Source organism: Frigoribacterium sp. MCBA15_019, assembly GCF_001864945.1.
Taxonomy (GTDB): Bacteria; Actinomycetota; Actinomycetes; order Actinomycetales; family Microbacteriaceae; genus Frigoribacterium.
The window spans coordinates 29,805-52,692 of record NZ_MJGS01000005.1 but is presented as its reverse complement, the minus strand read 5'-3'; the positions used below and the strand labels follow the sequence as shown (position 1 = coordinate 52,692).

Sequence of the window (22,888 nt, the reverse complement as noted above, 5' to 3'; positions counted from 1 at the left end):
TCGAGCGAGTCCTCGTCGGGGGATCGACCCGAGACCCGGAACGAGCGCCGCCACGCACCGCCGAACCCGTGGGCGGTGGTCCGGCCGTGCGAGCGGACGGTCCTGAGGGTCTCCGACTCCGACAGCCGGGGACGACCCGGAACGACCCGGGGCGCCCGGCACCATCCCCGACGACAGCCACGACGACCCGACGACCCGAGAGGACCGCCATGGACGACGAGACCGTGACCACCCGCCCCTCGCGCCTGCCGTTCGTCTTCGGTGCCACCGCGCTGATCTCCACCTACTTCGCCGTCACCAGCATCGTCGGTGCCGGCACCTCGGTCGGCGTCGGTCTCACCGCGACGGTCGTGGCGACCGGCCTCTACGTGCTGTCGACGATCGTCTGGCTCGCACTCGTCGTCGTGGCCGTCTCGTCGGTCCGCCGGACGCGACGAGGCGCTGACCTCGACCGGACGAGCATGCGCTTCGTCGGACTGGCACCCCCGGCGGGCGGGGCCCTGCTGCTCGCCGCGGCCTACGTCGCCCGCATGAACGGACAGCCCTTCCTCGGCGGGTTCGAGGCCATGGTGATCACGACGGTCGCGCTGGTCGTCCTGTCGCAGGCGTTCCCGCTGCTCGGCTTCGGCCCGTCGGCCCCGGGTCACCGCCAGTCGTCGGGCGGCGGCGGCGCGTCGTCGTAGGGGTCGAACGGAGCGTCGGGCGGCAGGTCGTAGAGATCGTCGGCGGGCACCTCGGGCACCTCGTCGACCGCGGGCGGTGCGGCACGACGGGCACCACGACCGAAGGCCGGGGCCGTCGAGGTCGAGCGGGGCGAGCGGGCCGTGGCGCTGCCCGCCGCGGACACGGACGCCGTCGCAGTGGACCCGGCGGCTGCCGCCTCGGCCGGGGCGGTGCCGCCCACGACCGCGAGGACCTGCTGACCGTAGGTGTCGAGCTTCTTCTGACCGACGCCGCTGATGCCCGCGAGCTGGTCGAGCGAGGTGGGCCGTTCGGACACGATGCCCCGCAGGGTGACGTCGCCGAACACGACGTAGGCCGGGACGCCCTGCGCCCGGGCGACCCCGGCGCGCCACTCGCGCAGGGTCTCGAACAGGGCGGCGTCGTCTCCGGTCAACTCGGCGGCACCCCGTGACGAGCCGCGGCTCGACGAACCCGAGCCACCCCGCGCGCGGGCCGAACGCACCGGGCGCTCGGGCTCGCGTCGCAGCCGGACGGTGCGGCTGCCCGAGAGCACCTCGCCCGCGGCGTCGGTGAGCAGCAGCGTGCCGTACCCGTCGGGCGAGACCGCCAACAACCCCTGGGCGAGCAGCTGTCGGACGACGCCCCGCCACTCGACGTCGCTCAGCTCGGTGCCGATGCCGAAGGTGGACAACTGCTCGTGGCGGTTCTGGAGGACCTTGGGGGTCGACTTGCCGACGAGGATGTCGACGATCTGGCCCGCGCCGAACTGCTGGTTGCGCTCTCGCTTCAGCCGGACGACCGTCGAGAGCAGCTTCTGGGCGGGCACCGTGCCGTCGAGCGACTCGGGCGGCGAGAGGCAGGTGTCGCAGTTGCCACAGGCCGTACTCGCCTGGCCGAAGTAGCCGAGCAGCTGCACGCGTCGACACTCGACCGTCTCGCACAAGGCGAGCATGGCGTCGAGGTGGGCGCCGAGCTTGCGGCGGTGCTCGGCGTCGCCCTCGGACTGGTCGATCATGCGTCGCTGCTGCACGACGTCTTGCAGGCCGTAGGCCAGCCACGCCGTCGAGGGCAGGCCGTCGCGACCGGCACGGCCGGTCTCTTGGTAGTAGCCCTCGACCGACTTGGGCAGGTCGAGGTGCGCGACGAAGCGCACGTCGGGCTTGTCGATGCCCATGCCGAAGGCGATGGTGGCGACCATCACGATGCCCTCGTCGCGCAGGAACCGCGCCTGGTTGCGTGCCCGGGTCTGCGCCTCGAGGCCCGCGTGGTACGGCAGCGCCGGGATGCCCTGCTTCACGAGGAACTCGGCCGTGCTCTCGACCGACTTGCGGGACAGGCAGTACACGATGCCGGCGTCGCCGTCGTGCTCGGTGCGGATGAACCGCAGCAGCTGCTGCTGCGGGCCGTCTTTCGCCTCGATGCGGTACTGGATGTTGGGCCGGTCGAAGTCGGCGACGAAGTGCTTCGCGTCGTCGAGCTCGAGGCGCCGCGAGATCTCGCGGTGGGTGGTCTCGGTGGCCGTCGCCGTCAGGGCGATGCGCGGCACGTCGGGCCAGCGCTCGTGCAACACGGACAGTTCGAGGTAGTCGGGGCGGAAGTCGTGGCCCCACTGCGCCACGCAGTGAGCCTCGTCGATGGCGAAGAGCGAGACGTGGCCCCGGTCGAGCAACGACTTGGTGGACTCGAGCTTGAGCCGCTCGGGCGCGAGGTAGAGCATGTCGAGCTCGCCCTCGACGAACGCCTGCTCGACCGCGCGACGACGGTCGGGGTCTTGCGTCGAGTTGAGGAACGCCGCGCGGACGCCGACGGCCTCGAGGGCGTCGACCTGGTCTTGCATCAGGGCGATGAGCGGCGAGACGACGATGCCCGTGCCCTCGCGGACGAGGGCGGGCACCTGGTAGCAGAGCGACTTGCCGCCACCCGTGGGCATGAGCACGAGGGCGTCGCCACCCTGGACCACCTGGTCGATGATCTGCGCCTGCTGGCCACGGAACTCGTCGTAACCGAACACCCGGTGCAGCACGTCGAGGGCTGCGGTGGGGGCGTCGGGGGCCAGGGCGGGCGAGGCGGTGGTGGTCACGCGACGAGTCTACGAGCGGCCACCGACGCGGTCAGCCGACCCGCGCCTCCTGGGGACGGTCGTCGGCGGGAGGCGCGCTGGGGACGAGAGGAGTGCTGCGGACCGTCACGAGACCGGTTCGTCGAGCGGCCCTGAGCACGAGCCACACGTAGAGCGGCGTCGAGACCACCGTCACGGCGAGGGCGAGGGGGCTGCCGTCGCTCGACTCGACGCCCGCGAACGGTGCCGACAGCAGGAACAGCACGGTGTTGTTGAGCACGTGCGCGACGATCGCCGCCTCGAGTCCGCCGGTGCGCCAGGTCAGGTAGGCCGCGGCCACCCCGAACACGGCGACGTCGAGCATGCCCCAGGGGTTGTAGTCGTGCGCGAACGCGAAGGCGACCGTCGGCAGCACGACGGCCACGACCGGGAACGCCACCCACGATCCCAGGGTCTGCATGGCCAGGCCGCGGAAGGCGTACTCCTCGGCGGTCGCCTGGAACGGCGTCACGACGAGGATCACCACGACGGCCCAGACGAGCGTCTCGCCCGGCGTCGTGACCGGCCCCGTCCCGAGCGACTCGCCGACGACGAGCGGTGCCACGACGTAGCTCAGCCCGACGGTGACCGCCATGAAGGCGAGCCCGGGCACGACGCACCGCACGAGCCACCGCCACCGCAGCCGCCCGGCGACGCTCCAGAGCCCGCCGACCGCCCCCGGCCCGACGATCAGGGCGCCCAACATGATCGCCGGCAGCATGACCGCGATCGAGGCGAGCGTCGTGAAGAGCACGAGCGGGTCGGCCGCGGCCAGGGCGTCACCCTCGATGCCGCGCTGCAGTCGTTCGGCGGCGGCGGTCCCACCGACGGCCGTGGTCACCCCGAGGACGCCCACGTAGACCAGGACCGAGGCGAGCAGATAGGTGACGACCGCCACGACGGCCGCGAGCAGCGGTTTCCACCACCGGTACGAGGGCAGCGACCGGAACAGGCGGTGGTAGGCGAACGTCGTCACGCGACGAGCGTACGGGAGGCGCGGTCCCGGCCCCCGGGAACACCACGAGGAGGCGCGGTGCCGGCCGGTCGCGCCGCCGCCACCATCACCACCGCGCGAGGGTCGCACCACGAACTGAACGTCGCACCGCCGGTTTCGGCGGTGCGACGTTCGGTCGGTGGTGCGATGCCGGGTGGCGTCAGCCCTCGGTGGGCGTCACCGTCGCGTGGGTGCGGCGTCGGCGGGCGACGACCAGAGCCGAGCCACCGGCCAGCATCAGGGCGAGCGCGGCGAGGGCCGCGAGCCCCAGGCCGTCCTGGCCGGTGAAGGCCAGCGAGCCGTCGGCGTTGCGGACCGTGCCGGCGGGCGTGGTGCCCGAGCCCGAGCCGGGGGTGGTGCCGGGCACCGTGCCACCGGGGGTCGTGACCGGGGGCGTGGTGCCCGGGTCGGTCGGCGGGACGACCACGGGAGCGGCCGCTGCGGCGAAGACGAGCGGGACGGATGCCGTCGTGCCGGTCCCGTCGACCGTGAGCACGACCGATCGGGTCACGGGCCCGGCCGCGGGAGCGGTGATGCCCTCGGGGACCACGAAGCTCAGCGTGGCGCGACCCTGTTCGTCCGAGTTGTCGAGGATCGTCTCGTCGATCGGCGCCGAGGCGAGCTCGACACCGTCGAGGGTCGCGGTCACGGTGCCCGACGCGTCCGTGGCAGCCTGCTGCAGGACGAGCGACGACAGGGTCATCGACACCGTGTCACCGGCGACGAACCCGCCGACGGGCGCGGCGGTCAGCCCCGAGACACCGACCGAACGCGACGCGAAGTCGGGGTCGGAGGGGTCGCCGGCCTGGGCGTCGAAGTACTCGAGCTGGCTCTGCAGGTCGACCTTGCCGCTGTCGGCGTGGGCGCGACCGTTCGCGAACGCGGCGAAGCCGTCGCCGCCCGAGGCGAGGAAGGAGTTGACGGTCACCTTGTAGATCGTCGCGTCGTCCATCGGAACGCCGTCGAGCGAGACGGCGGCGATGCGCGAGCCCGCCACCGCCGCGGGGTCGTAGGTGTAGGTCAGACCCTCGGACGTGCCGAGCTTCAAGGTGCTGTTGCGTGCGGCGGTCGGCCACTGCTGCTCGAGCACCTGGCGGATCTCGGCACCGGTCATGTCGACCACGACCAGCGTGTTGGCGAAGGGCTGCACGGCCGCGGCGGCCTTGTAGGTCACGTCACCGTTCGGCGCCACGAAGGGCAGGTCGTCCCGCAGGCCGCCGGGGTTCATGAAGGCGAGCTGGGCACCGCTCGCGGTGGTCGACGACAGCTGGATGTCGGCGACGAAGTTGCCGAGGGTCGACTCACCCGCGCGGTTCGACACAGGCAGCCCGTTGGCGTCGGGGTTGGCGTTGTAGGCCCGGTTGAAGGAGTCGCTGATCGAGCCGATCACTTCGGCACCCCGGTCGGCGGCCACCGCGACGGCAGCCGCGACGATGTCGGCGACGGTGCGGTCGGGCGTGAAGGCGCCGTAGAGCGGCACCAGGCGGTGCGAGGCGATCGTCACCCGGTCGCGGAAGGCGGTGGCAGCGGGGTCGACCGTCATGGTCACCCGGGCCAGGTTCGTCCCGTAGCTGCCCGTCTGCACGACGGCGCGCTGCGGGCCGCCGTCGGAGGGCGACACGAGGTAGTCGTACCCCTGGTGCGTGTGCCCGGAGAAGATCGCGGACACGTCGCCCGAGACGCCGCGGGCGATCTCGCCGAACGCGTTGTCACCGGTGACGGAGTCCAGGCTGCCGGTCTCGGCGCCTTCGTGCAGCAGCAGGACGATCGCGTCGGCGGCGTCGGTCTCGACGATGTCGTCCGCGACCGCGTTGACCGAGTCGACGACGGGCGCGAAGGTGAGCCCCTCGATGCCGGCCGGGCTGACGAGCGTCGGCATGGTCTCGGTCAGGGCGCCGATGAAGGCGACGCGGACGCCCCCGATCTCCTCGACCACGTAGGGGGTGTAGGCGGGCGTCCCGTCGCTCTTCAGGATGTTCGCATTGACGTAGGGGAAGTCGCTGTTCGTCTGGACGCGACCGTTGAAGTCTGCCTGGCCCTTGTCGAACTCGTGGTTGCCCGGCGTGCTGACGTCGAGGCCCATGGCGTTCAGGGCGTCGAGGGTCGGCTCGTCGTCCTGGATGAACGAGGTGAACGTCGAGGCGCCGATGTTGTCACCCGCCGAGACGAAGAGCGTGTTCGGGTTCTGCTGCTCGACCGACTTGACCGCACCCGCGAGGACCGCCGCGCCGGCGATGGACGCGCGAGCACCCGGGGCGTCGGCCTCGAGCCGGCCGTGGAAGTCGTTGATGCCGACGAGGTCGATCGTGACCGGCACGGCCTGGGCGGGTGCCGCGGCGACGAGGCCGAGCAGCAGGGTTCCGGCGGCGACGGACGCGAGGGCGGCACCGCGGACGCGCCGCCGGCCTCCCGTCGGGGTGGACTCGGATGACGGGGGGCTGATGCGCATGGGCGTCGGTGCTCCTGGAGAAGACGGTTCGGGTGGGACGGCACCCCCCGACAGGGGGCACAGCACACGACCATAAGTTCTCGCTGGGGACTCGACAAGAGTCCGCCGAAGATCGTCACATGTTGTTCATCCGACGCGCGACGATCGACCGACGAGCAGGCCGCCGGTCGCCCGCCGCGTGGGCACGACCGCAGCGCCTCAGTCGGCGATCAGCCGCTTCCCCATGCCGAACGCGTCGTCGACCGAGTACCCCAGGTGCTCGTAGAACGCCCGCACCCGCTCGTTGCCGGTGCGCACCTGGAAGTTCGCCTTCGGGCACCCCATCGCCTCGAGCAACCGCTCCACCTCGGCCATGAGTCGTCGGCCGAAGCCCTCCCCCTGGCGATCGGGCTCGACCGCGACGTAGTAGACCCAGCCACGATGGCCGTCGTAACCGGCCATGGCGGTCGCGACCAGCGCCTCCTCGTGGTCGACGCCGACCAGGAACAGCTCGCGCTGCATCGTCAGCTTGCGTTCGATGTCGCGTCGCGGGTCGTTCCACGGGCGGGTCAGCCCGCAGCGCTCCCAGAGCGCCACGACGGTCTCGGTGTCGGCCTCGTCGAAGGGTCGGATCTGCATGCACCGACCCTGCCAGACCCGACGAGCCGAGGAGGCGCGGTGCCGGTCACCACCGCCCCGCACCCCCTCAGGGCCCTCGCGTTAGGGTGGGTCGTCGTCCGAGCCGCGGGCGCAGGGAGGGGCCCACCCGTGACCGATGCTCGCCGACGTCTCGCCGTCCTGGGGTCGCCGATCGAGCATTCGCTGTCGCCGGTGCTGCACCGCACGGCGTACGCGCACCTCGGGTTGCCCTTCGACTACGACCGCGTCGAGGTGGCTTCGGGCGGTCTCGCCGACTTCGTCGGGGGCCTCGACGCGAGCTGGCGCGGGCTGAGCCTGACGATGCCACTCAAGCGCGAGGTGCTGCCCCTGCTCGACACGGTCTCGCCCCTCGCCCGGCGCCTCGGCGTCGCGAACACCGTGGTCCTCGACGACGACGGCCGACGCCACGGGCACAACACCGACGTCGACGGCATCGTCCGCAGCGTCGAGGGGTTCCACGACGCACGGCCCGCCGCGGCCACCATCCTCGGCGGGGGCGCGACCGCCCTGTCCGCCATGGCCGCCGCCTGGGACCTCGGCGCCCGGTCGTTCTCGATCCACCTGCGCAACCCGATGCGGGCCGGCGAGCTGACGTCGCTGGCCGCCGAGCTGGGTGCCGACGTGATGGTCGCCCCGCTCACCGAACTGCCCTCGCTCGGCCCGCTGGACTTCGTCATCAGCACGCTGCCCGGCGGGGCCGCGGACGACCTCCACCTGCGTCCGACCAGCAGCTCGTCGGTCCTCTTCGACGTCGCGTACGAGCCCTGGCCGACCCGCCTCGCGTCTCGCTGGTCGGCCGACGGCGGCATCGTCTTCAACGGTCTCGACATGCTCGTCGAGCAGGCGCTCGGCCAGGTGCGGCTCTTCTCCGGGCGGGCACAGGACGAGCCGGTGGCCGACGAGAGCGTCCTGCGAGACGCGATGCGCGCCTCCGTGGGCTTGCCGATCCGCGGCCGGTCGACGACCGACAGCGTGGCGGGCTGACGGTGGCTACTCCTCTGCCGGTCTCGATCGGCCGGGTCGCGCTCGGGACCGGGCGGCCCGCGGTCTGCGTCCCGCTCGTGGCCCGCACCGCCGACGCACTGGTCGACGCCGCCTCGGCGCTCGACGCGCGGACGGCCGACCTGGTCGAACTGCGCATCGACTTCGTCGACGCCGCCTTCGCCGCGGCACCGGACCCCGACGGGCCCGTGCGCGCCGGTGCCCCGGCGACGGGCCCGGCCGACCTCGACCTGGTGGCCGACGTCGTCCGACGGGTCCGCGGCGCGCTCGACGCGGATCTGCCGCTGATCTTCACCCTGCGCACCGAACCCGAGGGGGGCGAGCGTGACGTCGCCCCGGCGACCTACGACTCCGTGCTGCGCTCGGCGATGGCCACCGGACTGCTGGACGCCGTCGACGTCGAGATGTACACCGACCCCGACCTGCTCGGCGGACTCGTCGACACCGCGCACGACGCCGGTCTGGTCGTCGTGATGTCGTCGCACGACTTCAGCGGCACGCCCACGCAGGGCGAGATCGTGTCGCGACTGCTCGAGCAACAGGAGAACGGCGCCGACGTGGCGAAGTTCGCCGCCATGCCGTCCGGTACGGACGACGTCCTGACGCTGATGCGGGCCACGGCCGAGTTCCGGGCGGGGGCCGGCATCGTGCCCGCGATCACCATGTCGATGGGGCCGCTCGGCGTCGTGTCCCGACTCGCGGGCGAGACGTTCGGCTCGTGCGTCACGTTCGGGTCGGTGGGGGCGTCCAGCGCACCGGGCCAGGTGCCGGCGGTCGGGCTGCGGGCGGCGCTCGAGCTGGTGCACGCGGCACAACAGGGCTGACGGCGTCGTACGGGGCCTCGCACGGGGCCTCGAGCGTCAGGGCTCCGGCGACCCGACCCTCGCAGCGTCCACCACCGGGAAACGAGCGACGGACGTCGCTCAACAGGACCACCGCGGCGGTCGGGTCCACCGGAGTGCGAACAGGTTAGCGGTCGGTGACGCGGCCCCGGAACCCCCTGACGAACGGTCGGTGGCCTTACCCTCAGGCATGGACGAAGCAGAGATCGACGACCACGCCCACCGATTCGTCACGGCCTTCGCGCTGCCGAGCAAGGTCGGACGCCTGAACAGCCTGCGCTCGACCGACGAGAAGCGGACGAAGTTCCGGGCGGGTCTCGGCCTGATGCCGTTCCGATCGGACCGCACCACCCGGCTCAGCCACGCGGACTCGTCACCGGCCGCCGTGCTGACGCGGTTGCGCGACCTCGGCGCGGGCGAACGCTGCGTGGTGTTCGAAGAGAGCAGGGAGTGGGCCGGCACCCTCGACGACGCCGTCGCGGCCGTGGTCGGGCAGGGCTACGGCGCCGTCATCTCGTGCCTGCCCGGCCGCCTCGGCTACGCCGAGTCCGAGTCGGGCGAGCGGCTCGTCCTGTCCCTCGACGAGTGATGCGGAGGCGGACCCGGCTCACACCGGGACCGCCTCCTGTGACCTACAGCAACCGGACGGTCGCGGTCACGAGCGCGACCAAGGCGGTCAGCAAACCGACCACCCCGGCACACGACTCGTACGCGTCGCTCCGGCTGCCACGACGACGGTGTCTTGCCATCGCGGGCCTCCTTGTCCCCAGGGCAGGAGGCTTGCGGTCTGCGCTCCCCCAGCCAGGTGGCCCGGGGATCGCATATACTTGAACGCGTAGCGATCCGAGTGTCAACGCCGCTCAGACCACTGGCCTCACACGAGGCGAGATCAGCCCCTGTTACCGCAGGGGCTTTTCTCTTGCTCATCGAGTCCGGCGCAGGCTTGCCTGGGTTCCCGCGCCGAGACGTCCATTCTGCCTGACCGACATGTCAATGTCGCCCCGAGACGCAACCGGTCAGGCCGGCCCCGGGTACTGCCGCTCACCGCCGGTGTCGAACCGCTCGCCCGAGGCGCGCGAGGGCAGCAGCGACATGACCAGCAAGGTCAGCCAGCCGAGCACCGGCAGCAGGTAGAAGAGCACGTACCAGGCGGTGAAGCCCCCGTCGTGCAGGCGCCGCGACTGCAGCGCGACGGTCGGCAGGAAGCTCACGACCGACCACAGCACGACGACGACGCCCTGGGGATCGATGTAGGTCCAATCGCCGTTGTCGCCCCCGGCCCAGGTCGACGTCCCGCCGCTGCCTGTGGCCCAGGCCTGCAACGCCCCCTGGAACACGAGCGCGATGACGAACCACCACCAGTACTCGCTGCGGCTCGCGCGCCCGTGGAACGTGGCGTACTTCCGCCAGAACCGGACGACCGCGACCTTGGGCGAGGCACGGTGGTACGGCTGGTCGAGGGGCACGGGGCCGGCGGCTCCGGTCATGGGATCTCCTGCGGTGTCGGGTGACGGGCTGCCCCATCCTCTCAGCGCCGTCGACGCGTCGTGGCCGCTCGACGCGGCCCGTCGGTACTGTGGGGCCCGCCGACCCTCGCGTCGGCGCCGTCGCCCACCCCGGGCGGCGCCAGACGAAGGAGACCCCATGAGCATCGGCGGCGGAATCGCCTTGATCGTGATCGGCGCGGTCCTCGCGTTCGCTCTCGACTTCCAGGTCGCGGGCATCGACATCAAGCTGATCGGCTACATCCTCATCGCGGCCGGCGTGGTCGTGACCATCATCGGCATCGCCTTCGCGTCGCGTCGTCGCTCGACGGTGTCCACGACCCGCAGCGCGGTCGACCCGGCCACGGGCGAGCGCGTCGAGCGTCGCTCGACCGACAGCGACCCGCTGGTCTGACCCGAGGGTCCGACGCGACCCGAGAACGCAGGAGGCGCGGTGCCGGCTGGCACCGCGCCTCCCGTGTGTCGGGGCCGGGGCGGCTAGAGCTGCACGCCGTCCTGCAGGGACGCCGCTCGGTGGCGACGGCGCAGCACGAGGGCGGCACCGGTGCCGGCGAGCATCAGCGCGAGCAGCAGGGCGGGCAGGGCGTCGGCGCCGGTGAACGCCAGGGGTCCGCTTCCGTTGCCGGCCGTACCCGCGCCTCCTGCGCTCGTGCCGTCACCGGGGACCGCCGCGGGCGGGGTCGTCGGCGCCGGGGTCACGGCGCCCACGACGACCGCGACCGTCGCGGCCAACGTCGTGCCGCTCTGCGTGCCGGTCAGCGTGATCGTGTAGTCGCCGGGAGCGGTGGGGGCCGTGACCGTGTAGGTCGCGACGCCGTCGATCACGTCGGCGATGCCGAGATCGGTCACCGTGCCGTCGACGTCGAGCGTGCCCGTGACCTGGCGGTCACCCGCGAGGCCGGCGGTGCTGACCGGGAAGTCGGCGCCGGGGGCGACCTCGGTCGGAGCCGAGATCGTCGCGCCGGTGCTGAGGCCGTCGAGGTCGCGGTCGAGCTGCAACGCGTTCACGATGGTGAAGAAGTTGTCGGTCTGGTCGATCAGGCCGACGACGTTCGCGGCGCCCGGGCCGTAGCCCGCGACGCGCAGCTGCGTGCCGGTGTGCTGCTGCGAGCCACCGGCCGCGGCCGTGCCGTAGGCGATCTTCATCGTGGTGCCGTCGACCGTCGTCAGCGCGGTGCTGAGCGTGGCGGGCGGCGTCGAGTCGACGATCTGGCTGGTGTGGGCGTGGTCCGCCGTGACGATGACCATCGTGTTCCCGTCGGCCTTCGCGAAGGCGAGGGCGGACTGGACGGCCTCGTCGAGGTCGAGCACCTCACCGATCTGACCGCAGGCGTCGGCGCTGTGGTCGCGCTTGTCGATCGAGGCACCCTCGACCTGCAGGAAGAAGCCCTGGTCACCCGTGTCGAGCAGGTCGATCGACTTCTCGGTCAGCGACTGCAACGAGAGGTCGGTGCCCAGGCGGGCCGGGTTCGGCTGGCAGGTCTGCGGGGCCAGGTCGGCTCCGCCGACGGTCGCCGTGGTGGCGGCGTACCGGGTCGGGAAGTTGCCGTCGGTGAAGGTGCCGAGCACGGGCTGCGCCTGGTCGGCGGTCGTCAGCGCATCGAGGCCTGCCGCGTCACGCACGACCTGGTAGCCGCGGTCCTGCGCCTGGGCGAACAGGGTGTCGCCCTGCCACTGACCGGCGCGGGCCGACTGACCGAACGAGGTCGCGCCTCCTCCGAGGGTGAGGTCGGCGCGGGTGCCGATGATCTGCTCGCTGATCGAACCGAGGCCGCCCTGGTCGAGGGCGTCGGCACCGCACTGGGTGACGGAGTCGGGGCCGTAGCAGCTGCGGGCGGCGACGTGCGCGGCCTGGACGGCCGGGGTGGCGTCCTGCAGCTCGGCGGTCGAGACGTCGCCGGTCTTCTTGCCGTTGGCCTTGGCGATCTCGAGCAGGGTGTCCTGCGGAACGCCGTCGACGTCGACCGAGATGGCGTTGTCGTAGGTCTTGGTGCCGGTGGCCCAGGCGGAGCCGGTCGCGGCGGAGTCGGGCACGTAGTCGGGCTTGCCCTTGTTCGCGCCGTCCTTGTAGACCGAGTACGTCGTGTACTGGCCGGTCAGGGGCAGGGCGTCGATGCCGGGCAGCGTTCCGCCGGCGCCGTAGGCGTAGTTGCGCGCCGAGGTGATCTCGCTGTCGCCCATGCCGTCGCCGATCAGCAGGATGACGTTCTTGGCGGGCCCGGCCTTCACCGAGTCGAGCAGCAGCTGCGTGCTGTCGTCGATGCTGCGCGCGGCGCCGCCGTTCTGGGCGACGTTCGCGGGGGTGGCCGCGAAGGCGGCGACGGGGCTGAGGGCGAGGGCGGCGACGGCGGCCGTCGCGACGACCCCCGTCGTCAGGGCCGCACGCCGGCGGTTCGGGGTGTTCTTCGACACGGTTCTGCTCCTGTGATCGTGATCGTGATCCGGTCGCCCCGCGACGGAGTCGTCGCGGGGCGGGGATCAGCAGACTCCTGCCGGGTGGCCGCCACGTGAACGAGGCCGTGCGCGCGGGTGAACACCCTCGGATGAGGGCCACCGCCGGCCGGCGAGGGCCGGCGAGGGCCGACGAGCCGACGAGGTCAGCCGACCGTCGAGCGCAGCACCGACGATCCGTCGGGCCGGCGGCGCACCTCGACCCGGTCGGCGATGCGCTGCTTGAGCTCGTCGACGTGGCTGACGATGCCGATCACCCGCCCCGAGGCACTCAGGCGACCGAGCTCGCTCATGACGGCGTCGAGGGTGTCGGGGTCGAGCGAGCCGAACCCTTCGTCGACGAACAGGGTGCCGAGCTCGAGTCCGCCGGCCTCGGCCTGCACGACGTCGGCGAGGCCGAGGGCGAGGCTGAGCGAGGCGTAGAAGGTCTCGCCGCCCGAGAAGCTGCCGGGGTCGCGGGTGGTGTCGGTGGTCGCGTCGCGGATGACGAGCGAGAGCCCGGTCTTGCGCGAGCGCGACCCGACCTCGCGTTCGTCCGACGACGCGAGCTCGTACCGCCCGCTGGACATGACCGACAAGCGCACGTTCGCCGCCGCCACGACCTCGTCGAACCGGCGCAGCAGCACGTAGGTGCCGAGCGTCACGCCCTTGACGTTCTCGCCGGTCGAGGCGCTGGCGAGGTTCGCCATGCGCACCACCGCCCGGGCGTGCTCGACGGCGTCGTCGGCCGCGGCCGCCACGGCCTCGAGGGCGGCCAGGGCCTGCCTCGTCCGCTCGGCCCGGTCGCCGGCGCGTGTCGCCCGGTCGGTGGCCTCGTCGAGCTCGGTCTCGACCAGGCCGAGGGCCTCGACGGCCGATTCGACGTCCGCCGTCTCGTCGCCGGTCAGCACGGCGACCTCGGGCTCGGCCAGCCCGGCCGCGACGATCGCCCGTTCGCGATCGTGGGCCGACACCCGCGTCTCGAGGGCCGCCAGGTCGCCTGCTTCGAGGGCGGCGTCGGCGACCTGGTCGACGTCGTCGAATCCGCTGCGCTCGAGGGCGGCGGCGAGCTCGGCGCGACGGACGGCCGCCGCGCCGGCGGCCACGTCGGCGGCGTCGAGGAGGGTCAGGAGGCGCGTGTCGCGTTCGACGCCGTCACCGACCCATGCGGTGAGTTCGGCGATCGTCGGGGCGTGACCGTCGAGCAGTCGCGCCATCTCGGCCTCGTCGTCGAGCAGGGCGCGCCGGTCGGCGGCGACGCGCTCCCGGCCGGTGGCGGCCCGCTCGCGGAGGTCGTCGAGCTCGTCCCGCAGCCGGTCGACCTCGCGGTCGTGGGCCACGAGGGCCGCGTCGGCCGCCGCGAGGGCGGTGCGAGCCCGGGTGGCCTCGGACACGCGCAGGGCCAGCCGGGCCAGCTCGGACTCGACGTCGTCGCGGGTCAGGTCGCCCAGGGCGCGGCGGGCCTCGGCGACCCGCCCCTCGGCGGTCGCGTGCCGGGCGGCGGACTCGCGCTGACGCGCCTCGGCCGCGCGTGCCGTCAGCGACGCGGCCTCGACCTGCTCGTCGGTGGGGTGCTCGGCGCCGGGAGACGCGGGGGCCGGATGCTCTCGCGAGCCGCACACGGGGCACGGGTCGCCGACGACCAGGCTCGCGGCCAGGTGGCCCGCCATGCCCTCGATCTGCCGACGGCGGAGGCCGGCCTCGTCGTCGAGGGCCCTCAAGGCCGCCGCCGAGTCGTCGGCCAGTCGTCCGGACGCCACGTCCACGGCCCGACCGAGGGCGTCGAGGTCGTCGAGGTCGCGCAGGCGGACCCGTGCCTCGGCCGTCGCCTGCTCGGCGGCGGCGAGGTCGGTCGACGTGTCGGCCAGGGCCTCCCGCTCGACGACGAGCGAGGACCGGACGGCGGGGGCCGCGACGAGGCGGTCGTCCAGCTCTCGGCGCCGCTCGTCGGCGTCGACGAGGGACTGCTCGGCCGCCTCGAGGGCTGCACGACGCCCGGGCAACCCTCTCTCGGTGCGGGCCGCCTCGGCCAGGAGCGCGAGTTCGGAGAGCCGGGCGTCGCGACGCGCGGCGACGTCGGCTCGGACCGGGGCCCCGTCGACGGCGGCGGACCCGGTGCCTTCGCCGTCCGTGACGCCCCGGGTGGCCTCGGCCAGACGGGACGCGGCGTCACGCTCGGCCTCCGCAGCCCGCGTGACCGCGGCGAGGGCGTCGGTCACGGTCGCGGCTCGGGTCGCTGCGGCGACGCGCAGCCGGATCGTGGCGATCTCGGCATCGCCCTCGTCGAGACGCGTCTGCCGGACCATCAGGTCGGTCCGCCGGTCGAGCGCAGCCTTCAGCGCTCGCACGCGATCGAGCGACCGTCGCGCCGCGTCTCGGACCTCGAGCACTCGCGACCGCCGGGCCGCCGCGTCGGAGGCCTCGGTCTCGAGGGCCCCGAGCACAGCCGCCGCGCCGTCGGCGGCCAGGGCCTCGTCGAGGGCGTCGGCGTCGAGTCCGCTCGCCTCGAGCAGTCTCGCGCGGGCCAGCTCGATGTCTCGGTCGGCGGCGGCCACGGCGGCGTTGGCGACCTTGCGCCGTTCGACGAGCTCGGCCGTGGTCCGCTCGTAGATCTCGGTGCCGAAGAGCGACTGCAGGACCTCTTTGCGTTTCTCGCCGGTCGAGCGGAGGAAGGCGGCGAACTCGCCCTGGGGCAGGACGACGGTCTGCACGAACTGCTGGCGCGTGAGCCCGAGGATGCGCGTCACCTCGGCGCCGGCCTCTTGGGTGCTGATCGAGACGATCTCGCCGTCGACGGCGTCGGGCGACGAGAGGCGCCAGAGCTTCGCGGTCGCGTTCGCGGGCGTCGTGCCCGTGCCCCGCGCCTTCGGACGACGGTACGCGGGCGTCCGGCGGATGCGGTGGACGCCCGCACCGTTCTCGAAGACGAGCTCGACGAAGGGCTCGACGTCGGGGGCGGCGTGGTGGCTGCGCAGGCGGTCGGGCGTCGAGGCCGAGCCGGCGAGCCCGCCGTAGAGGGCGAAGACGATCGCGTCGATGATGGTCGACTTGCCCGACCCGGTGGGGCCTTCGAGCAGGAAGGTGCCCGAGGCGCCGAGCGCGGCGAAGTCGATGCTGTGCTCACCCGCGTAGGGACCGATGGCCCGGAGCGTCAGCCGGTGGAGGTTCATTCGCTCGTCTCGCTCGCCCGCGCGGCCTCGTAGGCGCCGCGCACCACGGCCAGCTCGGTCTCGCTCGCGGCCCCGCCGGAGGCGAAGGCGACGAAGTCGGCCGCGACCTCGATCGGGTCGGACTCGGCCGTGACGGCGGCGAGCGCCGGGGCATCGACTGCTCCGACGGGCGTGTGGTGGATCGCGAGGGCGTGCGGGAAGTGCTCGGCCACGCGCGTGTAGAGCCGCTCGGGGTGCACGGGATCGGTGACGAAGACCCGCAGCCAGGCGTCGCGCAGGTCGTCGTGCCGGCCGTCGAGCAGGGCGTCGAGGGTGTCGGTCACCTCGGCGAGTCGACGCGGCACGGGGGCCGGGACGAGGTCGATCGAGACCGAGCCGTCGGCGGCCAGCTCGACGATCGTGGACGACTTGACCTGGTTCCGCTCGCCGAACGAGAAGGCCAGGGGCGAACCCGAGTAGCGCAGGCGACCGGACGAGCCGACGCGTTGGGCGCCGTGCAGGTGACCGAGGGCGACGTAGTCGACACCGTCGAACGCGGTGGCGGGCACCGAGTCGACGCCGCCCACCCGGATGTCGCGCTCGCTCTCGCTGCGCTCGGGTGACGTCCCGTCCTCGACGTCGACACCGCCGCCGCCCGGGATCTCGGCCTCGCGGTCGGCTGCGGGCCCGGCCACGACGAACGCGTGCGCCACCACGACCGACCGGGTGCCGGGCCGCCCGGCGAGGTCGTCGCGCACCCGCTGCATCGCGGCACCCACGACGGCCGCGTGCGACCGGGCCAGCGGCTCGTCGGCGCCCCCGGGCGCGAGCGACCGCCGGACGCTGTCGGGGTCGAGGTAGGGCAACCCGTAGAAGGCGACCGGCCCGTCCGGGTCGTCGACGACCACGGGCTCGTCGAGCAGGTCGACCGACGCCCGCAGGTGCAGCCCGGGTCGCATCAGCTCGGCCGCGAACCCCAGTCGCACCGCCGAGTCGTGGTTGCCCGGCGTGACGATCACGGTGGCGTGCTCGGTCAGCCCCGCGAGGGCCCGGCCGAGGAGGCGCACGCTGGGCACCGCGGGGACGGCCCGGTCGTACACGTCGCCCGCGACCACCACGACGTCGATCGAGCGGTCGGCCACGATCCGCACCAGGTGGTCGACGAAGGCCTGCTGGTGCTCGTGCAGGTCGACCCCGTGCAGCGTGCGCCCCAGGTGCCAGTCGCTGGTGTGCAGGATGCGCACGGCGCCCCTCTCGTGGATGTCGCGGTCGGTGCGGCAACGGGTGCCGGAGTCGGTGCCCCCGACTGTATCGGGGGCCCCCGACAGAGCCGGGTGCGCCTCCTCGGGACCGGCACCGCGCCTCCTCGGGTCCGGCACCGCGCCTCCGGCCGGTCGCCGCCCCGCCCACGGGAGTGAGATGGTCAGATGCCCGCACACCACGGCGGGCCCGACGAGAGCGAGACCGTGAGCAACGACCCCCTGCAGCCCGACCAGGTCACCGCCCTGCGCCGCGAGGTCGAGGCACGCCTCGACGCGATGGTGGCCGACCTGACGACCTACGCGAGCCTCGAGACGCCGTCCGACGACGTCGACCTGCTCGAGGCGGGGCTCCGCTGGATCGAGACCTGGCTCGGCGAGACCGTCGGCCCGCCGGCCGACCGCCGGGTGCACGTCGTCGAGGGGTACGGCGACACGGTGACGCTCGACTACCCGTCGCCGTCGGGGTCGACCGAGTGGGTGTCGGCCCTGTGCCACTACGACACGGTGTGGTCCGAGGGCACGCTGGCCGGGTGGCCCGTCACGGTCGAGGGCGACCGCATGACCGGTCCCGGGGTCTTCGACATGAAGTCCGGGCTGATCCAGCTCGGCAACGCCCTCGCGATCGGCGACCGCCTGGGGCTGCCGCGTCCGAACGTGCGCCTGCTGTTGAACGGCGACGAGGAGGTCGGCAGCATCGCCTCGCGTGAGGCGATCGAGCGCGAGGTCGGACGAGGAGGCGCGGTGTTCGTCTTCGAGTCCGCCGCCGACGGCGCCGTCAAGACCGCCCGCAAGGGCGTCGGCATCTTCGAGGTCGAGGCCTTCGGGGTCGAGGTCCACGCCGGCCTGCACCCGCGCTCGGGTGCGAGCGCCGTCGACGAGATCGCCCGCGTCGTCCTGACGCTGCACGCGGCCGCCGACGTCGAGGCGGGCACCTCGCTCAACGTGGGAGTGCTGCAGGGCGGCACCCGCACCAACGTCAAGGCCGGCTACGCCCGGGCGATGGTCGACGTCCGCGTCACCTCGTCGACCGAGGCCGAGCGCATCGAGCGGGTCTTCGCGGGGCTCGCGGCGCACGACCCGGCCGCGACGCTGAAGGTCACCGGCGGCTGGAACCGTCCACCGATGGAGCGCTCGGCCGCGACCGGTGCCCTCTACGAACGCGCCGCCCGGGTCGCCGCCTCGCTCGGCTTCGAGTTGCGCGAGGTGTCGGTCGGCGGCGCCAGCGACGGCAACTTCGCCGCCGCGCTCGGCCTGGCCGTGCTCGACGGGGTCGGCGGCGTCGGCGGTGGAGCCCACGCCCGCCACGAGTGGATCAGCGTGCACGGCATGGTCGAGCGCACCGAGTTCGTCACCGCCCTGCTCGCCGACCTCGCCTGACCGCCGCCCTCCCCGGCGACCGACGCCGCGCCTCCGCCCGGACCCCAGGAAGTCGCCGAGACCCCGGTGCGCGCGCAGGGGTCTCGGCGACTTCCTGGGGTCTCGGGCCTCAGGCCTCGAGCGTGAAGTCGTAGACGCCGGCGTCGAAGCGGGCGTAGCCGGGGTAGTCGATCAGCTCGTAGAGCTCGGCACGGGTCTGCATCGACGGCACCTGCGACTCGAGCGACCCGTCGGCCGCGAGTGCGTCCAGGGCGCGGGACGCCGCGCCCATCGCGGCGCGCATCAGCGACACCGGGTGGATGACCATGCTGACGCCCACGTCGTGCAGCTGCTGTCGGGTGAAGAGGGCGCTCTTGCCGAACTCGGTCATGTTGGCGAGCACCGGCACGTCGAGTGCCGAGCAGATCGCCTCGAACTCGCCGAGGTCGGCCATCGCCTCGGCGAAGATCGCGTCGGCGCCGGCGTCCACGAGCGCACGGGCCCGGTCGATCGCCGCCTCGAGGCCGTCGAGGGCCCGGACGTCGGTGCGGGCCATGATCACGAGCGCGGGGTCGCGTCGCGCGTCGACCGCGGCCCGGATGCGACCGGTCGCCGTCGCCGAGTCGACGACCTGCTTGCCGTCGAGGTGGCCGCAGCGCTTGGGGTTGACCTGGTCCTCGATGTGCAGACCGGCCACGCCAGCGGCCTCGAGCGCCTGGACGGTGCGGGCGACGTTCATCGGCTCGCCGAACCCGGTGTCGGCGTCGACGAGCACGGGCAGGTCGGTCATCGACGCGATCTGCCCCGCCCGCGTGGCGACCTCGGTGAGCGTGGTGAGGCCGATGTCGGGCAGCCCGAGTTCGTTGGCCATCACGGCACCCGACACGTAGACGCCGTCGAAGCCCTTCTGCTCGATCAGGCGGGCGGTCAGCGGCGTGAACGCCCCCGGGAACGTCAGGGTGCGCTCGTCGGCCAGGCCCGCCCGGAACGCCGCACGCTTGTCGGCCGGCGACACCGTCGAGTACAGCATCAGAACAGCCCGCCCGGCTGGGCGACGGCACCGGCGAGCGCGTCGGGAGCGACGATGCCCAGCTGCCGCACCTCGGCCGCCGTCAAGGAAGGGAGGCGCGTGGCCAGGTCGACGAACCGCTCGACCTCGGCGTCGGGCAGCACGCCCTCGGTCAGCGTGCGGAACTTCCGCACGTAGTCCTCGCGTCCGAAGGGCCGCGCCCCCAGCGGGTGGGCGTCGGCGACGGCGATCTCGTCGACGAGGGTCGTGCCGTCGACGAACTCGACCTCGATGCGGCCGCCGAACGCCTTCTCGGCGGGGTCGGTCGAGTGGTAGCGGGCCGTCCAGGCGGGGTCCTCGGCCGTGGTGATGCGTTGCCACAGCTCGACTGTGTCCGGACGCTGTGCCCGGGCGGGGGCGTAGCTGCGCTCGTGGTGCCACTCGCCGTCCTGCAGGGCGACGGCCACGATGTAGGGGATGGAGTGGTCGAGCGTCTCTCGGCTGGCGGTGGGGTCGTACTTCTGAGGGTCGCCCGCCCCCGAGCCGATGACGACGTGCGTGTGGTGGCTGGTGTGCAGCACGATGCGGCGCACTTGCGCCGGGTCCCGCAGGGCGGGGTGCGAGCGACCGAGCCGACGGGCGAGGTCGATCCACGCCTGGGCCTGGTACTCGGCCGAGTGCTCCTTCGTGTAGGTGTCGAGGATGCCCCGCTTCGACGCCCCCGTCGCCGGCAGGGGCACGTCGTACGACGCCCCGGGCCCGTCGAGCAGCCAGGCGATCACGCCGTCCTCGCCCTCGTAGATCGGGGCGGGGCTGCCCTGGCCGCGCATCGCGCGGTCGACGGCCTCGATCGCGGCCTTGCCCGCGTACGCCGGTGCGTAGGCCTTCCACGACGAGATCGCCCCCTTACGCGACTGTCGCGTGGCCGTCGTCGTGTGCAGCGCCTGACCGATGGCCTGGTGCACCACCTCGGTCGACAGCCCGAGCATCGTGCCGAGGCCGGCGGCGACCGACGGGCCGAGGTGGGCGACGTGGTCGATCTTGTGGGCGTGCAGGCTGATCGCCCGGACGAGGTCGACCTGCACCTCGTAGCCGGTGACGATGCCGCGCAGCAGGGCCGCGCCGTCGAGTCCGCGGTGCTGTGCGACGGCGACAAGCGCCGGGATGTTGTCGCCGGGGTGCGAGTACTCCGCCGCGAGGAACGTGTCGTGGAAGTCGAGCTCGCGCACGGCGACCCCGTTCGACCAGGCGGCCCACTCGGGCGAGACGGGGTGCTCGGGCGCGACGCCCGTGACCTGCGAGCCCGCGCCTCCGGTGGTCGGCGGGTGCGCGAGCGCCTGGTCGCGGGCGACGGCGACCGGCGCGCGCAGCAGCGACGCGGCCGAGACGGCGGCGTTGTCGATCAAGCGGTTGATCACCATCTCGGTGACGTCGTCGTCAATCGGGGCATCGTCGGTGGCGAGCGCGGCGAGGCGCCAGGCGAGCTCGTCCTCGCGGGCCAACGGCTCGTCGCTGCGGTGCACCCGCACCGTGTGCACGACGAGGTCGGCGGCCGGGGCGGTCGGCCCGTCCGGCCCGCCCGTGACCCCGGACGAGGAGGCGCGGGTCGTGTCTGCCCCGCCGCTCGCGTCGGTCGTCGCCCCCGCGTCGTGTGCGTGCTCGGACGCCTGCTCGTGCTGCGTGCCCATCGGCCACCCTCTCTGGTGGGGCGGGCGTCGTCGCGACCCGCCGTGCGCCGTCGTCGGTGACGGCCGTGTCGTTGCCGACCAGTCTCGCACCCCGGACCCCTGCCCCGTTCGGGGGCGGACGCACCGGTCGGCCGCATGGCAGGCTCGGGGCATGACCACCGAGAGCCCGCTGGGGGGCGGCTCCGACGAGCGACGCCCCTCCGCCGACCAGCCGACCACGTCCTACCCCGCGACGGGGACGTCCACCCCGCCACCGCGCTCGGGTCGCCCCGGCGGCCTCGCCCTGGCCGCCCTGATCGTCGGCATCGTGGCCTTCCTGCTCGGCCTGGTGCCGGTGGTCGGCACGATCGTCGGCCTCGCCGCCGTGGCGCTCGGCGTCATCGCATTGGTCCGGCACCAGTCGAAGGTCCTGGCGTGGATCGGCCTCGGGCTGGGAGCCGTCGCCACCGTCGTGTCGATCGTCGTCGCCATCGGCCTCGGCGCGGCGATCGACAGCGTGCAGCAGGACGACCCCGCCGTGACCGCGACGTCCGAGCCCGCCCCTGCCCCCACGTCGTCGACGCCCGCGCCCACCGCGTCGGCCACGCCGACGTCGGCGGCCGCCGACGTGCCGGCCGACTACGCCCAGGCCCTTGAGGACGCCGAGCCCTTCGCGATCAGCCTCGGCAGCAGCAAGGCCTACACGTTCTCGAAGCTCGTGGCCGGTGGCGCGTCCGAGGCCGCGGCGCAGTACGCCGTCGACACGGTCGGCGCCGACTGGCAGGCCAACGCCGTCCGCAAGGCCAAGGCCTACGCGCGGGACGGCATGACCGGCGACGTGCTGCGCAACCAGCTCGTGAGCGAGTACGGCGAGTGGTTCACGGCCGAGGAAGCCGACTACGCCCTGGCGCACCTCGGCGACTGACGCCCCGTGACGTGATCGTGACCCGGGCCGGCCCGACGTCATCCTGTGGGACGACTGCGCGGGCCGGACCCGTCACTAGCGTCGAGATCGGCGAACGGGTGGGACGACCCGACGACCAGGAAGGCACAACCATGAGGAGCACGACCATCAGGGGCACGACCGCGAAGCGGACGGCGACGATGACGGGGGCGACGGCCTGCCTGGTGCTGGCCCTCACGGCGGGCTGTTCGAGCGGTCCCGGCGAGGTGACACCCGATCCCTCGAGCCCCGGCTCGTCGGAGCCGTCCTCGCCCGCGCCGTCGGGCACCGCGACACCCACCCCGATCGCGACCCCCGGGCCGATCGCCCTGCCCACCGATTGCACCGACGTCGTCGACCAGGCGACCTACGCCGCGACCTTCGGCGACAGCCCGCTCAACCCCGTCGAGTTCGGCGGCTCGGGCACCACGTCGGGCCTGGTCACGCCGACCGAACCGCCCACGGGGGCCAGCGCCGTCGAGGTCGTCGGGGCCGCGAACGAACTGAGCTGCCTGTGGCGCGACCCGCGCGCCGACGTCTCGGGCATCTCGGTCGCCATGGGGCACCTCGACCCCGCGGTCTCGGGCCCGGCCTTCGACGGGCTCGCCTCGGCCGGCTTCACGTGCACGACCGTCCACGAGGGCCGCAGCTGCCAACTCGTCACGCCCGACCCGCAGTACCCGGTCGACCGCACGCAGACCTATTGGGCCCGGGACGACGTCGTCGTCACGGTCGACCAGACGAACGTGCCGACGGACGACCTGATCGGCTCGATCGCGACGCGCCTCTGGGGCTGAATCCGCGCCTCCTGCACCTGTCGCACCGTGAACTGAACGTCGCACCGCCGAATTCGGCGGTG

18 protein-coding genes are annotated in these 22,888 nt (G+C 73.3%); 8 read left to right on the top strand and 10 right to left on the bottom strand.

Annotated elements, in window-relative coordinates; genetic code table 11:
• The first annotated feature begins 209 nt into the window (after nt 1-209).
• Nucleotides 210-683, top strand: coding sequence for a hypothetical protein (locus BIV04_RS07945; protein WP_071255668.1), 474 nt, complete (start codon nt 210-212; stop codon nt 681-683).
• Here the strand turns inward: BIV04_RS07945 and recQ are convergent.
• The 4 genes from recQ to BIV04_RS07925 form a co-directional block, all read right to left on the bottom strand.
• Nucleotides 644-2,764 carry a DNA helicase RecQ gene (recQ, locus tag BIV04_RS07940; RefSeq protein WP_083396278.1) on the bottom strand — a complete coding sequence of 707 codons (2,121 nt, stop codon included), beginning with the start codon at nt 2,762-2,764 and terminating at the stop codon, nt 644-646. The two genes, BIV04_RS07945 and recQ, sit on opposite strands and share 40 nt — an antisense overlap.
• Nucleotides 2,765-2,795: 31 nt before the next feature.
• Entirely contained in the window at nt 2,796-3,758 is a 963-nt protein-coding gene (locus tag BIV04_RS07935; RefSeq protein WP_071255667.1) for a CPBP family intramembrane glutamic endopeptidase, read from the bottom strand.
• A 178-nt stretch (nt 3,759-3,936) separates the two neighbouring features.
• Entirely contained in the window at nt 3,937-6,225 is a 2,289-nt protein-coding gene (locus BIV04_RS07930) for a bifunctional UDP-sugar hydrolase/5'-nucleotidase (RefSeq protein WP_071255666.1), read from the bottom strand.
• Nucleotides 6,226-6,423: 198 nt separating this feature from the next.
• Nucleotides 6,424-6,843, bottom strand: a complete 420-nt coding sequence (locus BIV04_RS07925; protein ID WP_071255665.1) for a GNAT family acetyltransferase — start codon at nt 6,841-6,843, stop codon at nt 6,424-6,426.
• A 129-nt stretch (nt 6,844-6,972) separates the two neighbouring features.
• Between BIV04_RS07925 and BIV04_RS07920 the strand changes: the two genes are divergently transcribed.
• The 3 genes from BIV04_RS07920 to BIV04_RS07910 all read left to right on the top strand — a co-directional run bounded on the left by BIV04_RS07920 (nt 6,973) and on the right by BIV04_RS07910 (nt 9,297).
• Entirely contained in the window at nt 6,973-7,848 is an 876-nt protein-coding gene (locus tag BIV04_RS07920) for a shikimate dehydrogenase (RefSeq protein WP_071255663.1), read from the top strand.
• Between the two features lie 2 nt (nt 7,849-7,850).
• Nucleotides 7,851-8,690: a type I 3-dehydroquinate dehydratase gene (gene aroD, locus BIV04_RS07915; protein WP_177174791.1), complete on the top strand. Its 840-nt coding sequence runs from the start codon at nt 7,851-7,853 to the stop codon at nt 8,688-8,690.
• A 208-nt stretch (nt 8,691-8,898) separates the two neighbouring features.
• Nucleotides 8,899-9,297 carry a hypothetical protein gene (locus tag BIV04_RS07910; protein ID WP_071255662.1) on the top strand — a complete coding sequence of 133 codons (399 nt, stop codon included), beginning with the start codon at nt 8,899-8,901 and terminating at the stop codon, nt 9,295-9,297.
• Between the two features lie 427 nt (nt 9,298-9,724).
• Here BIV04_RS07910 and BIV04_RS07905 read toward each other — a convergent pair whose 3' ends face one another.
• Nucleotides 9,725-10,195 (bottom strand): DUF805 domain-containing protein, encoded by a 471-nt coding sequence (locus BIV04_RS07905; RefSeq protein WP_071255660.1) that lies wholly within the window; start codon nt 10,193-10,195, stop codon nt 9,725-9,727.
• A 157-nt stretch (nt 10,196-10,352) separates the two neighbouring features.
• Between BIV04_RS07905 and BIV04_RS07900 the strand changes: the two genes are divergently transcribed.
• Nucleotides 10,353-10,607: a DUF6458 family protein gene (locus BIV04_RS07900; RefSeq protein ID WP_043593189.1), complete on the top strand. Its 255-nt coding sequence runs from the start codon at nt 10,353-10,355 to the stop codon at nt 10,605-10,607.
• Nucleotides 10,608-10,690: 83 nt separating this feature from the next.
• On the opposite strand, the gene phoA is transcribed toward BIV04_RS07900, so the two are convergent.
• From phoA to BIV04_RS07885, 3 genes are all read right to left on the bottom strand, one after another.
• Nucleotides 10,691-12,625, bottom strand: a complete 1,935-nt coding sequence (gene phoA, locus BIV04_RS07895) for an alkaline phosphatase (RefSeq protein WP_083396275.1) — start codon at nt 12,623-12,625, stop codon at nt 10,691-10,693.
• Nucleotides 12,626-12,810: 185 nt separating this feature from the next.
• Entirely contained in the window at nt 12,811-15,813 is a 3,003-nt protein-coding gene (locus tag BIV04_RS07890) for an AAA family ATPase (RefSeq protein WP_071255658.1), read from the bottom strand.
• A complete protein-coding gene (locus BIV04_RS07885; RefSeq protein ID WP_071255657.1) occupies nt 15,810-17,036 on the bottom strand; it encodes an exonuclease SbcCD subunit D C-terminal domain-containing protein in 1,227 nt (408 codons plus the stop codon). The genes BIV04_RS07890 and BIV04_RS07885 overlap by 4 nt, the downstream gene beginning before the upstream one ends.
• Nucleotides 17,037-17,219: 183 nt before the next feature.
• On the opposite strand from BIV04_RS07885, the gene BIV04_RS07880 reads away from it, so the two are divergent.
• The gene (locus BIV04_RS07880) at nt 17,220-18,431 is read left to right on the top strand and encodes a M20/M25/M40 family metallo-hydrolase (RefSeq protein ID WP_083396274.1); all 1,212 of its coding nucleotides are present in this window, start codon (nt 17,220-17,222) and stop codon (nt 18,429-18,431) included.
• Between the two features lie 109 nt (nt 18,432-18,540).
• Here the strand turns inward: BIV04_RS07880 and prpB are convergent, their stop codons facing one another.
• The gene (prpB, locus tag BIV04_RS07875; protein ID WP_071255655.1) at nt 18,541-19,440 is read right to left on the bottom strand and encodes a methylisocitrate lyase; all 900 of its coding nucleotides are present in this window, start codon (nt 19,438-19,440) and stop codon (nt 18,541-18,543) included.
• Entirely contained in the window at nt 19,440-21,107 is a 1,668-nt protein-coding gene (locus tag BIV04_RS07870) for an MmgE/PrpD family protein (protein ID WP_083396273.1), read from the bottom strand. Before BIV04_RS07870 ends, prpB begins: the two co-directional genes overlap by 1 nt.
• Nucleotides 21,108-21,258: 151 nt before the next feature.
• Between BIV04_RS07870 and BIV04_RS16465 the strand changes: the two genes are divergently transcribed.
• Nucleotides 21,259-22,011, top strand: a complete 753-nt coding sequence (locus BIV04_RS16465; protein ID WP_083396272.1) for an Ltp family lipoprotein — start codon at nt 21,259-21,261, stop codon at nt 22,009-22,011.
• A gap of 131 nt (nt 22,012-22,142) precedes the next feature.
• Nucleotides 22,143-22,826 (top strand): hypothetical protein, encoded by a 684-nt coding sequence (locus tag BIV04_RS07860; RefSeq protein ID WP_071255654.1) that lies wholly within the window; start codon nt 22,143-22,145, stop codon nt 22,824-22,826.
• The last annotated feature ends 62 nt before the right edge of the window (nt 22,827-22,888 follow it).